At 72.1% G+C, this 13,951-nt stretch carries 15 protein-coding genes; 13 read left to right on the forward strand and 2 right to left on the reverse strand.

Translation table 11 applies throughout. From position 1 onward, the window contains the following. Positions 1 to 63: 63 nt before the first annotated feature. Entirely contained in the window at positions 64 to 1,107 is a 1,044-nt protein-coding gene (locus OG570_RS24425; protein WP_326959521.1) for a permease, read from the forward strand. After that, positions 1,104 to 1,850, forward strand: coding sequence for a TIGR03943 family putative permease subunit (locus OG570_RS24430; RefSeq protein ID WP_326959523.1), 747 nt, complete (start codon positions 1,104 to 1,106; stop codon positions 1,848 to 1,850). The genes OG570_RS24425 and OG570_RS24430 overlap by 4 nt, the downstream gene beginning before the upstream one ends. Here the strand turns inward: OG570_RS24430 and OG570_RS24435 are convergent, their stop codons facing one another. Next, positions 1,851 to 2,264: a Fur family transcriptional regulator gene (locus tag OG570_RS24435; protein WP_326943267.1), complete on the reverse strand. Its 414-nt coding sequence runs from the start codon at positions 2,262 to 2,264 to the stop codon at positions 1,851 to 1,853. Next, positions 2,264 to 2,644 carry an ArsR/SmtB family transcription factor gene (locus OG570_RS24440; protein WP_442788305.1) on the reverse strand — a complete coding sequence of 127 codons (381 nt, stop codon included), beginning with the start codon at positions 2,642 to 2,644 and terminating at the stop codon, positions 2,264 to 2,266. Before OG570_RS24440 ends, OG570_RS24435 begins: the two co-directional genes overlap by 1 nt. Positions 2,645 to 2,917: 273 nt before the next feature. Between OG570_RS24440 and OG570_RS24445 the strand changes: the two genes are divergently transcribed. The 11 genes from OG570_RS24445 to OG570_RS24495 all read left to right on the forward strand — a co-directional run bounded on the left by OG570_RS24445 (position 2,918) and on the right by OG570_RS24495 (position 13,928). Next, positions 2,918 to 4,009: a hypothetical protein gene (locus OG570_RS24445; protein WP_326943265.1), complete on the forward strand. Its 1,092-nt coding sequence runs from the start codon at positions 2,918 to 2,920 to the stop codon at positions 4,007 to 4,009. Next, complete coding sequence (locus OG570_RS24450; RefSeq protein WP_247055036.1) at positions 4,010 to 4,648, forward strand: class F sortase; 639 nt, start codon at positions 4,010 to 4,012, stop codon at positions 4,646 to 4,648. 79 nt (positions 4,649 to 4,727) lie between these two features. After that, entirely contained in the window at positions 4,728 to 5,387 is a 660-nt protein-coding gene (locus OG570_RS24455; protein WP_326959528.1) for a class F sortase, read from the forward strand. Positions 5,388 to 5,479: 92 nt separating this feature from the next. Beyond that, positions 5,480 to 6,868 carry a glycine--tRNA ligase gene (locus OG570_RS24460; protein WP_247055032.1) on the forward strand — a complete coding sequence of 463 codons (1,389 nt, stop codon included), beginning with the start codon at positions 5,480 to 5,482 and terminating at the stop codon, positions 6,866 to 6,868. 163 nt (positions 6,869 to 7,031) lie between these two features. Further along, positions 7,032 to 7,964, forward strand: a complete 933-nt coding sequence (locus tag OG570_RS24465) for an ABC transporter ATP-binding protein (protein ID WP_326943262.1) — start codon at positions 7,032 to 7,034, stop codon at positions 7,962 to 7,964. After that, the gene (locus OG570_RS24470; protein ID WP_326943261.1) at positions 7,961 to 8,701 is read left to right on the forward strand and encodes an ABC transporter permease; all 741 of its coding nucleotides are present in this window, start codon (positions 7,961 to 7,963) and stop codon (positions 8,699 to 8,701) included. Before OG570_RS24465 ends, OG570_RS24470 begins: the two co-directional genes overlap by 4 nt. A gap of 27 nt (positions 8,702 to 8,728) precedes the next feature. After that, on the forward strand, positions 8,729 to 9,934 hold the full coding sequence (locus OG570_RS24475; protein ID WP_326943260.1) for a sensor histidine kinase: 1,206 nt from the start codon (positions 8,729 to 8,731) through the stop codon (positions 9,932 to 9,934). After that, a complete protein-coding gene (locus OG570_RS24480; protein WP_247055024.1) occupies positions 9,931 to 10,536 on the forward strand; it encodes a response regulator transcription factor in 606 nt (201 codons plus the stop codon). Before OG570_RS24475 ends, OG570_RS24480 begins: the two co-directional genes overlap by 4 nt. A gap of 32 nt (positions 10,537 to 10,568) precedes the next feature. Then, positions 10,569 to 11,222 (forward strand): YdcF family protein, encoded by a 654-nt coding sequence (locus OG570_RS24485; protein WP_326943259.1) that lies wholly within the window; start codon positions 10,569 to 10,571, stop codon positions 11,220 to 11,222. Between the two features lie 46 nt (positions 11,223 to 11,268). Beyond that, entirely contained in the window at positions 11,269 to 12,546 is a 1,278-nt protein-coding gene (locus tag OG570_RS24490; protein WP_247055020.1) for a deoxyguanosinetriphosphate triphosphohydrolase, read from the forward strand. A 287-nt stretch (positions 12,547 to 12,833) separates the two neighbouring features. Then, positions 12,834 to 13,928: a serpin family protein gene (locus tag OG570_RS24495; protein WP_326959530.1), complete on the forward strand. Its 1,095-nt coding sequence runs from the start codon at positions 12,834 to 12,836 to the stop codon at positions 13,926 to 13,928. Positions 13,929 to 13,951: the final 23 nt, after the last annotated feature.

Here is a 13,951-nt window from a genome sequence, read left to right on the forward strand (position 1 = left end):
AACGGCGTTTTCCGGTCCGAAACGGACTGTGTCCGGCCGTTCGCGGCCTGTGCGGATCACGCGATGTCCCGGTGTCCTGGCATCATCGCCGTCGTGGACACCCTTTCCGAAACTTCCACCGAGCCCGGCCGGCGTTCGCGCCGGTTCCGGGTCAGCTCGGTCGAAGTGCTGTGCGCGATCCTGCTGGTCGCGATCCTCGGCCAGGGCTGGCTGCAGCGGCTGTTCGACGTGCCCGCGCTGCGCACCGGCTCGACCGTGTTCGTCGCCGTCTGCGTGCAGGCGCTGCCGTTCCTCGTGCTGGGCGTGCTGATCAGCGGCGCGATCGCGGCGTTCGTGCCCGCGCGTGTGCTGGAGAAGGTGCTGCCGCGCCGCGCCGGTGCCGCGGTCGGCGTCGCCGGGCTCGCCGGGGTCGCGCTGCCGGGCTGCGAGTGCGCGTCGGTACCGGTGGCGCGGCGGCTGATGGGCCAGGGCGTGGCGCCGGCCGCGGCGCTGACGTTCCTGCTGGCCGCGCCGGCGGTGAACCCGGTGGTGCTGGTGGCCACCGCGGTCGCGTTCCCGGGCAAGCCGGAGATGGTGCTGGCAAGGTTCGTCGGCTCACTGGCCACGGCGATGGTGATGGGCTGGCTGTGGGCCCGCTGGGGCAAGCTCGAGTGGATCACCGAGCGCGCGTTGCGCCGGCTGCCGGACGTCGCGGGCGGGCAGCGGTGGCGCGTGTTCGCCGAGACGGCCCGCACGGACCTGGTCGAGGCCGGCGGGTTCCTGGTGCTGGGCGCGCTGATCTCGTCGGCGCTGAACGTGCTGGTCCCGGCGAAGTGGTTCGGGGTATTGGGAGATCAGCTCGTGCTGGGCATCGTGGTGATGGCCGTGCTCGCGGTGGTCCTGGCGTTGTGCAGTGAGGCGGACGCCTTCGTGGCGGCGTCCCTGACGGCGTTGCCGCTGTTGCCGAAGCTGGTGTTCCTGGTCGTCGGCCCGGCGGTCGACGTCAAGCTGTTCGCCTTGCAGGCGGGCACGTTCGGCCGGGCGTTCGCGGTGCGGTTCGCCCCGGTGACGTTCGTGGTGGCGGCCGCCTGCGCCGTGGTGACCGGACTGGTGGTGGGGCTGGCGTGAAACGGGAGACCCAGAACATCCTGCTGATCCTGCTCGGCGGCGCGCTGATCAAGATCGCCGTCAACGGCGACTACCTGCGCTACGTCAAACCGGCGCAGCAGCCGTGGATCATCGCCGGCGGGGCCGTCATGGTGCTGCTCGGCGCGGTCGCCGTCGTGCGGGACCTGCTGGCCGCGCGGGCGAAAGCGGCCGAGAAGGCCGAGCACGACCACGACCACGACCACGATGACGGCCATTCCCATTCGGCCCGGCCCGCCTGGCTGCTGCTGGTCCCCGTGCTGGCCGTCTTCCTCGTCGCGCCACCCGCGCTGGGCGCCGACTCGGTGATCCGCACCGAAGCGCGCGTCCCGGCGAGCGCGGCCGCGGCCAACGCGGCGGCCTTCCCGCCGCTGCCCGCGGGGAACGTCGTTGCGTTGTCGGTCAACGAGTTCGTCAGCCGCGCGGGGTGGGACAAGGCCGGCACCCTCGACGGCCGCACCGTCTCGCTGACCGGGTTCGTGGTGCACACCGAAGGCCGGACCCTGCTGGCCCGCTTGGTGATCAGCTGCTGCGCGGCGGACGCCTTCCCGGTGACGGTCCGCCTCACCGGCACCGACGCCGCCCGGTACGCGAGCGACGCGTGGATCGAGGTGACGGGCCAGGTCGTCCCCGGCACGGCGACCCAGGCCAACAGCTACACACCGGACTTCACCGCGGCCTCGGTCGCGACGGTCCCGACCCCGAAGGATCCCTATGAGTACTAGTTAGTGCTGCCCGCAGGTGCCGGTGATCTCCACGGTGTGGGAGATCTCCGAGAAGCCGTGCTCCGCCGCGATCTTCTCGGCCCAGCGCTCGACCGCCGGCCCCTCGACCTCCACCGTCCGGCCGCACAGGCGGCAGACCAGGTGATGGTGGTGGTGCGCCGAGCAGCGGCGGTAGATCGCCTCGCCCGAGTCGGTGCGCAGCACGTCGATCTCGCCGGCCTCCGACAGGGACTGCAGGGTGCGGTACACCGTCGTCAGGCCGATGCCGTCGCCGCGTTTGCGCAGCTCGTCGTGCAGGTCCTGGGCGGAGCGGAAGTCGTCGACGGCGCTCAGCAGCTCGACGACCGCGGCCCGCTGCTTGGTCGATCGGCGGCCGGGCACCGGAGCCTGGCCGCGTGGCGCGACGGGAGTCATCACTGCTTTCCTTCCTGCACGTGGGCGACGGCGTCGACGACGATGTGCGCCAGGTGGTCGTCGGCGAGCCGGTAGACCACCTCGCGGCCGCGCCGCTCGCCCTGCACCACCCCGGCGGTCTTCAGCACCCGCAGGTGCTGGCTGATCAGCGGCTGCGCGACGTCGAGGGCGTCCACCAGCTCGTGCACGCACCGGTCGGCCTCGCGCAGCTGCAGCACGATCGCGATCCGGACCGGCGCGGCCAGCGCCCGCAGCAGGTCGCCGGCGTCGGCCAGCACCCCGCTCGCCGGGTGCCGGGAAGGGGCCACCCGGTCCCGTTCGAGCTCGTGGGTGTGCGGTCCGGCCTCGTCCGCGACGCCACTCCCCGTCACCGTCGCCATCACTGCCTCCACGTCGTCGTCGCCGCCTGAGACCATGAATTCCGTAGTCATTTCCGATAACGGCCCGGCCCATCCTAGTGTTCCCCCGGACGGGCCCCGTCCGGTCACCGCGTCCTGAGGGGTACGGCAGGACGCATTACCCCGTTCGGGTGAGTTCGTGGGATATTGGCTCTTCGGCTTCGCATGTCGTGGCCGACGGTGCAAGGTTGTCGCGGAGCGTTGCGTCGCTTCTCGTACGACGACGCCCGCCCGAGCAGAACGCAGTGGGGAGACATGACCCGATTCGCAACGAAGGCAGCCGTCGTGACGGCCGTCCTGTTTCCGCTGGTCGGAGTGGGTGTGGCCGGGGCGCAGAGCCAGGCGGTCGACGAGAAGACCGGCCCGGTTTCGTTCGCGAACGTGGCGTCGGTCCGGATCGGTGGCGAGGGCCAGCACGGCGGCTCGCTGATCACCGAGACCCAGCGCTCGCCCCTGCTGCCCGGCCAGTCGAAGCTCGGCACCGACCGGGTCGCCGTGCCCAAGGACGACGGCGAGCGCGCGACGTTCGGCGGGCACTACGCGATCGACCTCGGCCGCTACAGCGGGTCGCAGGACCCGTACCCCGCGGGGATCGCGAGCCGGGACCACAACGTCGTCGCCGCGCTGCAGGCGAGCACCGTGCCCACCGCCGTCGCCGAGACCAACTACGCGCTGCGCGACACCTGGCAGGGCGGCGCCAAGCCGGTCGACGACACCGTGCTCGTGCTCGAAGGCGCCAAGACCGCGGTCGACTGCACCGCCCCGGCGAAGCTCACCGGCACCTCCTCGGTGGCCCGGCTGTGGGTGCGCCAGGCCGGCGGCGCGCTCGGCATCGTCCCGATGCCCGGCGGCAACGCCGGCCTGCAGCTGCAGAACCTGCGCCTGGGCCCGCCCGGCGACATCACGAACGCGAGCAAGGACACCACGCTCTCGGACCTCAAGCTCACCCGCGTCGCCGCGTTCGACCAGCTGATCCGCCAGGACGGCTGGCGCGGGGGCGACTTCACCGCCGTCGCCGGCTGGCGGGTCGAGATCACCACCCACGTCAAGGACGCGGCGGGGGCCGCGCTGCAGGACGTCCAGACGAACGTCGTGCTCGGCGGGGTCAGCTGCTCGGTTCCGAAGGGCTTCGTCGCGAAAGCCTCCGGCACCACCGGCGGCGGCACCAGCGCGACTCAGCCCGCGGTGCCGACGCAGGTTCCGGCCGGGTACCTCGGCGCGGCCGCGCCGGACACCGGCAGCGACCTCTCGCGCATCCCGCTCGGCATCGGCCTGCTCTTCGGCGGCGTGTTCTTCGGGAGTGTCGCCCTGCTGCTGGGCAGGCGGCGCAAGTCCGGGACGGACTAGGTGCTGCGCACCGGGCTGGCCGCCGTCTCGGGGGCGCTGGCCGTCGCCGCCTTCGCGGCCGGGGTCGTCGTGCTGACCTGGCTGCCGCCCGAGCCCACGTCGATCGCCGCGCCCGCGCCCGGCTCACTGCCGGGGGAGAACGCGGCCCCGGCCGTGCTGCCCGCCGACAGCTCGTCCACCGAGCAGCAGCGCCCGGGCACGGTCCGGCTGCCCGACGGCGCCACCGCCCGGCTGGTCCGCACCGAGCTCACCGACACCGGCGTGCTGCCGATCCCGCGCGGCCTCGGCGACGCCGCGTGGTGGGGCGCGAAGCTGGGCGCCGACCACGGTGCCGCGCTGCTGTCCGGGCACGTGAACTGGGAAGGCGACCGCGGCCCGTTCGACGAGCTGTGGCGGATGCGCGACGGCGAGGACGTCAGCGTCGTCGACGCTCGCGGCGGCCGCTGGGTCTACCGCGTCGACGACGTCGTCACGCTGCCCAAGGAGACGCTGCCCGCGCAGGCCGCCCGCTGGTTCGGCCAGGACGGCCCGCACCGGCTGGTGCTGGTGACCTGCGGTGGTGACTACGTCGGCGGCACCGAGGGCTACGACGAGAACCGCCTGGTGACCGCGACCCTGGTGACCCGCCCCACCGGCTGACCGAGTTCGATGCAACCTCCGCCGCCCGTCGCGGCATGTGTGTCTGTGCACTGCCCACGGAGCGAAGGAGCACAGGCACATGCAGGACCAGCACCCGGTGACGGCGGAGCGGAAGAAGGGCCCCGGCCGCTGGTGGATCGTCGGCGCGGCCGGCGCGTTCGTGATCGCGGCGATCGTCGCGTCCCTGCTCGTGTTCACCGGAAAGGATGAACCTGCCAGCGCGAACGGCGCCAACACGCCCGTTCCGACGGCACCCGCCACGGCCGCGCAGGGCACCCCGCCGGACACCGGACAGGCGCCGGCGCAGCTGTCGCTGCCCGGTGGCGGCGCCGCGAAGCTCGTCCAGGAGGACCTCGACGCGAACGGCGCGCTCAAGATCCCCGAAGGTCTCGACGAAGCCGCGTGGTGGGGCGCGAAGCTGGGTGCCGACCACGGCGTCGCACTGCTGTCCGGGCACGTGAACTGGAAGGGCAAGAAGGGGCCGTTCGACGAGCTGTGGCAGGTCAAGCAGGGGCAGGACGTCAAGCTGACCGACGCCGCCGGCGGCGCCTGGGTGTACCGGGTCGACGCGACCGAGACCATCCACAAGTCCGAGCTGGCCGGGCGGTCGGAGCAGCTGTTCTCCCCGGACGGCCCGCACAAGCTGCTCCTGGTGACCTGCGGCGGCGAGTACGTCGGCGGCACCGAGGGCTACGAGGACAACCGGGTGGTGACGGCGTCGCTGGTCTCCCGGCCCTGACGAGGCTCACCTGCGCGGAAACCCGGTGGGCCCGGCGGATACCCTTGACGTTCTAGTCCGATAACCGTCCCCGCATGCTTCCGGAGCGTGGAGTGCCCACGAACACCATCGATACCGTAGTCAGCCTGTGCAAGCGCCGTGGTTTCGTCTTCCCCAGCGGAGAGATCTACGGCGGTACCCGCTCGGCGTGGGACTACGGGCCGCTCGGGGTCGAGCTCAAGGACAACATCAAGCGCCAGTGGTGGAAGACCGTGGTCCAGAGCCGCGACGACGTCGTCGGCCTCGACTCCTCGGTGATCCTGCCGCGCCAGGTGTGGGAGGCGTCCGGGCACGTCAAGGTGTTCACCGACCCGCTGGTCGAGTGCCTCTCGTGCCACAAGCGCTTCCGCGCCGACCAGCTGGCCGAGGACTACACCGCGCGCAGCGGCAAGGAGACGTCGGAGGAAGACCTGTCCGACGTCCCGTGCCCGAACTGCGGCACGCGCGGCCAGTACACCGAGCCGCGGGCCTTCAACATGATGCTGAAGACCCACCTCGGCCCGGTCGAGACCGAAGAGGGCCTGCACTACCTCCGCCCGGAGACGGCGCAGGGCATCTTCGTCAACTTCCTCAACGTGCAGACGACGTCGCGGAAGAAGCCGCCGTTCGGCATCGGCCAGATCGGCAAGTCCTTCCGCAACGAGATCACGCCGGGCAACTTCATCTTCCGGACGCGCGAGTTCGAGCAGATGGAGATGGAGTTCTTCGTCGAGCCGGGCGAGGACGAGACCTGGCACCAGTACTGGATCGACCAGCGCACGGAGTGGTACAAGGACCTCGGCATCAAGCCCGAGAACCTGCGCCACTTCGAGCACCCGAAGGAAAAGCTCTCGCACTACGCGAAGCGCACGGTCGACATCGAGTACCGGTTCGCGTTCAACGCCGGGCAGGAGTGGGGCGAGCTCGAGGGCATCGCCAACCGCACCGACTTCGACCTGACCACGCACTCGAACCACTCGGGCGTGGACCTGTCGTTCTTCGACCAGGCGTCCGGCCAGCGCTACCGGCCGTTCGTGATCGAGCCCGCGGCGGGTGTCGGCCGCTCGATGATGGCGTTCCTGGTCGACGCCTACCACGAGGAAGAGGCCCCGACCGCCAAGGGCGGCGTCGAGAAGCGGATCGTGCTCAAGCTCGACCCGCGGCTCTCGCCGTTCAAGGTCGCGGTGCTGCCGCTGTCGCGCAACGCCGACCTGACCCCGAAGGCGAAGGACGTCGCCGCCCGGCTGCGCAAGCACTGGAACGTCGACTTCGACGACGCCCAGGCGATCGGCCGCCGCTACCGGCGCCAGGACGAGATCGGCACGCCGTACTGCGTGACGGTCGACTTCGACTCGCTCGAGGACCAGGCCGTGACCGTGCGCGAGCGCGACACCATGGCCCAGGAGCGCGTCGCGATCGACAAGCTGGAGTCCTACCTGGCCGGCCGCCTGATCGGCTGCTGACCCCCGCTTTTCCGAGAGGTCCGTGAAGGCCTCCTTACCGGCCATAAGAGCCGGTAAGGAGGCCTTCACGGCTTTCGGGGGACCGGCACCCCTGACACCTGTCACCCCCAGGTCGTGACGCACGGTCTGGGGACGGCGGCCCGCGGGGCGACAGCCTGGGGGCATGCGAGACACAGACATCCAGGCGGTGGCGGCGGGGGCCGCGATCCACCTCACCGGCCTGCGGAAGCACTACGGCGACGTCCACGCGGTCGACGGCGTCGACCTGACCATCGCCCCGGGCGAGGTCGTCGCCCTGCTCGGCCCCAACGGCGCGGGCAAGTCCACCACCGTCGACATGATCCTCGGCCTCAGCACACCGGACAGCGGTGAGGTGCGGGTCTTCGGCCGGAAGCCGATCGACGCCGTCCGCGCGGGCCTGATCGGCGCGATGCTGCAGGGTGGCGCGCTGATGGACGACCTGACCGTCGCCGAGACCGTCGGCATGGTCGCGGCACTGCACCGCAAGCCGATGCCGGTCGCCGAGGCGCTGCAGGCCGCCGGGGTGGAAGAGCTGGCCGGGCGCCGCGCGAACAAGCTTTCCGGTGGGCAGAAGCAGCGTGTGCGCTTCGCCGTCGCCCTGGTCAGCCACCCCGACCTGCTGATCCTCGACGAGCCGACCGCGGCCATGGACGTCGGCACGCGCCGGGAGTTCTGGCAGTCGATGTACTCGTTCACCGAGTCCGGCCGCACGGTCGTGTTCGCCACGCACTACCTCGAAGAGGCCGAGGAGTTCGCCGACCGGGTGGTGCTGATGCGGCGCGGCCGGATCGTCGCCGACGGTTCGGTCGCCGAGGTCCGCGCGCTGGCCGGGGGCCGCAGCCTGCGCGCCGCCGTGCCGGGCGCCACCGAAGCCGCGATCGCGGCCCTGCCCGGCGTCAAGGAGTTCGAGCTGCGCGGCGACCGCGTCGCCATCTCCACCGGCGACTCCGACGCGACGCTCTGGGCCCTGAAGGCCGCGGTGCCTTCGGTGTACGACATCGAGATCAGCGCCGTCGGCCTCGAAGGCGCCTTCCTTTCCCTGACCGCCGACGAAACCGCGGAGTCCGTCCGATGAACGCCACCTACCTGGTCACCGAGATCCGCCGGAACTTCCGGGCGCCGCGGTTCCTGATCTTCGTCGTCGCGTTCCCGGTGCTGATGTTCCTGTTGCAGGCCAACGTCTTCACCAAGTCCTCCGATCCGGACCACGTGCAGATCGCCGCCGTGATCATGATCAACATGATGACGTTCGGCGCGTTTGCCGCCGCGACGAACAGCGGCGCCCGGCTCGCACTCGAGCGGGCCGCGGGCTGGCAGCGGCAGCTGCGCCTGACCCCGCTGACCGGCACCGGCTACCTGGCCGGAAAGGGCATCTCCGGCCTGCTCGTCGGGCTGCCCGCGCTGATCCTCGTGCCGGTGCTCGCCGTGGCCGTCGAGGGTGTGCACCTCGACGCGGCCGGCTGGGTGCGCATCTTCGCCGGCGTCTGGCTCGGCACGATCCCGCTGGTGCTGCTCGGGCTGCTGCTCGGCCAGTTCGGCACGCCCGACTCGATGCAGCCGGTCAACATGATCGTCACGCTGGGCATGGGCTTCCTCGGCGGGCTGTGGATCCCGATCGAAAGCATGCCGGGCTGGATGCACGACGTCGCCCAGCTGATGCCGACGTACTGGGTGCTGCAGCTGGCGCGGCCCGCGGTGACCACCGACATGGTGGTGTCGTTCCCGCAGGCCGTGGGCGTGCTCGCGGGCTGGACGGTCGTGCTGGGAGCCCTGGTGATCAGGCGTTACCGTAAGGACAGCGCCCGGGTCTGAGGGCCGGGGACGGGAGAAGGAACGGCGATGGCGAACGACGACACGAACCGCCGGTTCGGGCTCAACACCCGGGAAGGGTGGTGGGACGACCCGCTGCCCGACCCGAAGAACCAGGGGCCGGACAGCGTGCGCTGGCCGATCATGGGCGCGGTCTTCCTGCTGCCGTTCCTCATCCCCATCACGAAGTCGCTCCTGGCCGAGACCGTCGTGACCGTGCCGCTCGTGCTCATCTGGATCCTGGTCTACGCCTACGCCGTCTGCTACCTGCTGTTCCCGTACTTCTTCCGCCAGGCGCGCCCGCTGAAGCTGGGCTTCGGGATCGTGATGGTCGCGCTGGGGCTCGGCGTGGTGGCGGCGGTCGAGGCGAGCCCGTTCATCCTGCTCTACGGCACGGCCGTGATGGTGTTCCTGGCCCCGGCAGCGTGGTCGGTGATCGTGGACGTCGTCGCGCTGCTGCTCGGGGCGCTGATCCTGCTGGTGAGCGGCCGGTTCCACGACGGCTACGGCGACCTGATCACCGTCGGCTCGGTGACGCTGGCGATGTTCTTCATGGCCAACCTCATCCGCGCCATCCGGCGCCTGGAGCTGGCCAACAAGGAGATCGCCACGCTCGCCGTGACCAACGAACGCCAGCGCGTCGCCCGCGACCTGCACGACCTGCTCGGGCACAGCCTGACCACGATCACCGTCAAGGCGGGGCTGGCCCGGCGGGTGCTGGAGAGCGCGGGCGACATCCCGCGCGCGGTCGAGGAGATCCGCGAGGTCGAGAGCCTCACCCGCAGCGCGCTGTCGGACGTCCGCGCGACCGTGTCGGAGTACCGCGAGGTGTCGCTCTCGGCGGAGCTGGTCGGCGCCCGCGCGGCGCTGCGGGCCGCCGAGATCGACGCCGACCTGCCGCACGCGGTCGACAACGTCCGGCCCGAGTTCCAGAACCCCTTCGGGTACGTGCTGCGCGAGGCCGTCACGAACGTGCTGCGGCACTCCGGGGCCAAGCAGGTGAAGGTGAAGCTGGGCGGCAACTGGCTGGAGATCGAGGACGACGGCACCGCCGCCGACGTCGTCCCGGGCAACGGCCTACGCGGGCTCACCGAGCGGCTCGCCGCGGTCGGGGGCACGGTGCGCGCATCGGTCCGGCCCGGGGGAGGATTGACGGTGCGAGCGGAGATCCCGCTGCCCGAACCGCGCGCGGCCGCTCCGGCCGTGCGCGCCGAACCCGCGGGAGGTCTCGCTTGATCCGGGTGCTGCTGGCCGACGACCAGGCCATGGTGCGCGGGGCCCTGGCCACCGTGCTGGGCCTCGAATCCGACATCGAGGTGGTCGGGCAGGTCGGCTCCGGCGACGAGGTGGTCGCCGCCGCGCGCGAGCTGAAGCCCGACGTCGCGCTGCTGGACGTGCAGATGCCGGGCAAGGACGGCCTGGAGGCGGCGGGCGACCTGCGGGCCGCGCTGCCGTCGTGCCGGGTGATCATCTGCACCACGTTCGGCAGGCCCGGCTACCTGGCCCGCGCGATGGCCGCGGGGGCCGCCGGGTTCGTCGTCAAGGACGCGCCGCCCGAGCAGCTCGTCGAGGCCGTCCGGCGAGTCCACAGTGGACTCCGGGTGGTGGACCCGGCGCTGGCGGCGGAGTCGCTCGCCACCGGCGCCAGCCCGCTCACCGGGCGCGAGCGGGACGTGCTGCGGGAGGCCAGGGACGGCAGCACGGTCGCCGACGTCGCCCGCGCGCTGCACCTGTCGGAGGGGACCGTCCGCAACCACCTGTCCGCCGCGATCGGCAAGACCGGCGCCCGGACCCGCGCCGAAGCGGTGCGCGTCGCCGAGGAGCGCGGCTGGCTGTGAGCGGCCGGTGACCTTCTGACAAGATGGGCGGGGTGGGTACCGCTGAACGCACCAAACCGTCGCACGCGAGCTGGGCGCGCCGGATCGCCTTCGGCACGGCCCTCATGCTGCTCGCCCTCGTCGGCGGCACGGCGTTCCGGATCTGGCAGGTCGCCCGCGAGAACGACCGCACGCAGGCCGACGTCATCGTGGTGCTGGGCGCGGCCCAGTACAACGGCAAGCCGTCGGACATCTACGCCGCGCGGCTGATCAAGGCGAAGCAGCTCTACGACGCGGGCGTCGCGAAGATGATCGTCACCGCGGGCGGCAAGAAGGCCGAGGACAACTTCACCGAGGCACGGGCCGGCCAGCTGTGGCTGACCCGCCGCGGTGTGCCGGCGGCGGCGACGCTGGCCGTCGGGGAGGGCAGCGACACGCTGCGCAGCCTGCGCGCGGTCGCCCAGCAGGTCGAGGCGCGCGACTGGCACACGGCGGTGCTGGTCAGCGACCCGTGGCACTCCTTCCGCGCCCGCACCATGGCCGACGACCTGGGCCTGGACGCCTGGACCGCGCCGACGCACAGCGGGCCGATCGTCCAGGAGCGCGTCACGCAGGTCCGCTACATCGTCCGTGAAACCGGCGCGCTGCTGTACTACCGCCTCACGAAGACCCCCGCCGACGACCTCTTCGCCACTTTCCTGGGCTGATTCGACGGCTGAGCGTTTTGTCGGCTCTCCCGCTTAAGCTGGGCGGGTGGACCACGGTTACAGCGAGCACGACACCGCCCGCCTCCGGCCGGAACCGGCGAAGGGCGCGGCGCTGGCCGGGGCGCGCGCGGACGGGCGCAGCGCGTTCTCCCGCGACCGCGCCCGCGTGCTGCACTCCGCGGCCCTGCGGCGGCTGGCCGGCAAGACCCAGGTGGTCGGCCCGGGGGAGGGCGCCGAGATCACCGGCGCGCCGCGCACCCGGCTGACGCACTCCCTGGAGGTCGCCCAGATCGGCCGCGGCATCGCCGAGGAGCTGGGGGCCGACCCGGACCTGGTGGACACCGCCGGGCTGGCGCACGACATCGGGCACCCGCCGTTCGGGCACAACGGCGAACGCGCGCTCGACGAGGTGGCCGCCGCGTGCGGCGGGTTCGAGGGCAACGCGCAGACGTTGCGCATCCTGACCCGGCTGGAACCGAAGCTGGTCGACGAGAACGGCGCCACGGCCGGGCTCAACCTGACCCGCGCGTGCCTCGACGCGACCACGAAGTACCCCTGGCCGCGCAAGCCCGGCCGGGGGAAGTACGGCGTCTACGCCGACGACGCCGCGGTCTTCACCTGGTTCCGCGACGGCGCGGCGGCGGCGGAAACGTGCCTGGAGGCCCAGATCATGGACTGGGCCGACGACGTCGCGTACTCGGTGCACGACGTCGAGGACGGCGTGCTCGCCGGCCGGATCCGGCTGCGGGTGCTGGCCTACTCGGACGAGCGCGCCGCCGTCGCCGAGGCCGCGGCCAAGCACTTCTCCGGCCAGTCGGTGTCCACTTTGGAGAGTGCGGCCGACGAACTGCTGGCGCTGCCGGTGGTCGCGGCCCTGGCCGAGGCGGCCCCGGACGGCTCACCCGGCGCGCAGGTAGCGCTGAAGCGGCTGACGAGCGAGCTGGTCGGCCGCTTCGCGACGGCCGCCGTCACCGGAACCCGAGCCCGCTTCGGCGAGGGCCCGCTGGGCCGCTACCGGGCCCGGCTGGCCGTGCCCGAGCAGGTCGCCGCCGAGGTGGCCCTGCTCAAGGCCCTGGCCCTGCGCTACGTGATGAGCGACCGACGACGGCTGGCGATGCAGGAAGGCCAGCGCGAGCTGCTGGGCGAACTGGTCCACGCCTTGGCGAGGCGCGCCCCGGAGTCACTGGACCCGCTGTTCCTCCCGGCGTGGAAGGCCGCAAAGGACGACGCGGGCCTGCTACGCGTGGTCGTCGACCAGGTGGCCTCCCTGACCGACGCCCAGGCCCACGCCTGGCACTCCTGGCACGTGACCCGCCACCACTAGCCCGGGTCCCGGCGTGCTGGAAGCGCCAACACCCGTGATTGAGGCGCCAACACGCGTGATTGAAGGGTCGACACGACGCGGGGGCCTGCTCCTCACCGTGTCGACCCTCGAATCACGCGTGTTGACCTCCCCATCACGCGTGTCGACCTCTGGATCACGCGTGTTGACCCCTCGATCACGCGGGCCGGCGCTTCCGGCGTGAGGTGGCCGCCGCCGGGTTCGTCACCCGGTGGGGGAGTTCCGCGTGGCCGCCCGGCTGGGTGAGGGGTTCCGGTAGTCTCGCCCGCATGGCCACGGACAGCCACCTCCGGTTCGCCCTTGCCGTCCATGGGGCCCTCGGCGCCGAGGGCGGGAACTCCTGTTTCTCGCCGTATTCGGTGGCCAGCGCGCTGACGCTGGCCGCGCTCGCCGCCCGGGGGGCCACCCGCGAGGAGCTGGTCGCCCTGCTCGGCGAGCCGGCCGCGCAGGCCGAGCTGCTGCGGGCGGCCACGCAGCTCGTCGAGGAGGGCCGGGGCGCCGAACCGCCCGAGATCGCCGTGGCCAACACGCTGTGGGCCGCCGACAGCCTCCCGCTCGAGGACGGCTTCAAGACCGAACTCGCCGGGTGGCCCGGGGCGAACGTCGAGAGCGCGCCGTTCGGGGAAGACCCCGAGCGTGCCCGCGCCCTGATCAACGAGGACGTCGGCCGCACCACGCACGGCCTCATCCCGCAGCTGCTGCCGCCGGGCTCGATCGACACCGGCATCGCGGCCGTGCTCGTCAACGCGCTGTACCTCAAGGCCGCCTGGAAGCTGCCGTTCCGCGAGGCCAACACCACCGACGCGCCGTTCCACGCGCCGTCCGGCACCCGGGACGTGCCGACGATGTGGCTCGGCGAGAACGTCGGCTACGCGCACACCGGCGGCTGGCAGGCGGTACAGCTGGTCGCGGCCGGTGGCCTGCAGGCCGTGGTGCTGCTGCCCGACGGCGACCTCGCCGAGGCGGAGGCGTCGCTCGACGAAGCGGCGCTCACCGGCCTGCTCGGCAAGATCCGCTCGACGCGTGTGGAGCTGGCGCTCCCCAAGGTCTCGCTCGACGTGCCCAGCTCGCTCACCGGCGTGCTGCACGGCCTGGGTGTGCAAACGATGTTCACCGACCGCGCCGACCTGAGCGGGCTCTCCCCGGACCCGCGGCTCGCGGTGTCCGAGGTGGTGCACCAGGCCGTGCTGCGGGTCGACGAACAGGGTTTCGAAGGGGCCGCGGCTACGGCGTTGACCATGCGCCTCACCTCGATGATCACGTCCGACCCGGTCGCCGTGACGGTGGACCGGCCGTTCCTGCTGCTGGTCCGGCACGCCGGCACCGGCGCGCTTTACTTCTTCGCCAGGGTGGTCGAGCCGTGAGCTTGAAGTCCGAAGCCGTCCCC

Source organism: Amycolatopsis sp. NBC_01286, assembly GCF_035982555.1.
Lineage (GTDB): Bacteria > Actinomycetota > Actinomycetes > Mycobacteriales > Pseudonocardiaceae > Amycolatopsis.

What these genes read in the sequence shown, in the direction of transcription:
- OG570_RS24425 (WP_326959521.1), top strand. Translation starts at nt 64, where the DNA reads ATGTCCCGGTGTCCTGGCATCATCGCCGTCGTGGACACCCTTTCCGAA.
- OG570_RS24435 (WP_326943267.1), bottom strand. Translation starts at nt 2,264, where the DNA reads ATGACTCCCGTCGCGCCACGCGGCCAGGCTCCGGTGCCCGGCCGCCGA.
- OG570_RS24440 (WP_442788305.1), bottom strand. Translation starts at nt 2,644, where the DNA reads ATGGCGACGGTGACGGGGAGTGGCGTCGCGGACGAGGCCGGACCGCAC.
- OG570_RS24445 (WP_326943265.1), top strand. Translation starts at nt 2,918, where the DNA reads ATGACCCGATTCGCAACGAAGGCAGCCGTCGTGACGGCCGTCCTGTTT.
- OG570_RS24455 (WP_326959528.1), top strand. Translation starts at nt 4,728, where the DNA reads ATGCAGGACCAGCACCCGGTGACGGCGGAGCGGAAGAAGGGCCCCGGC.
- OG570_RS24465 (WP_326943262.1), top strand. Translation starts at nt 7,032, where the DNA reads ATGCGAGACACAGACATCCAGGCGGTGGCGGCGGGGGCCGCGATCCAC.
- OG570_RS24470 (WP_326943261.1), top strand. Translation starts at nt 7,961, where the DNA reads ATGAACGCCACCTACCTGGTCACCGAGATCCGCCGGAACTTCCGGGCG.
- OG570_RS24475 (WP_326943260.1), top strand. Translation starts at nt 8,729, where the DNA reads ATGGCGAACGACGACACGAACCGCCGGTTCGGGCTCAACACCCGGGAA.
- OG570_RS24495 (WP_326959530.1), top strand. Translation starts at nt 12,834, where the DNA reads ATGGCCACGGACAGCCACCTCCGGTTCGCCCTTGCCGTCCATGGGGCC.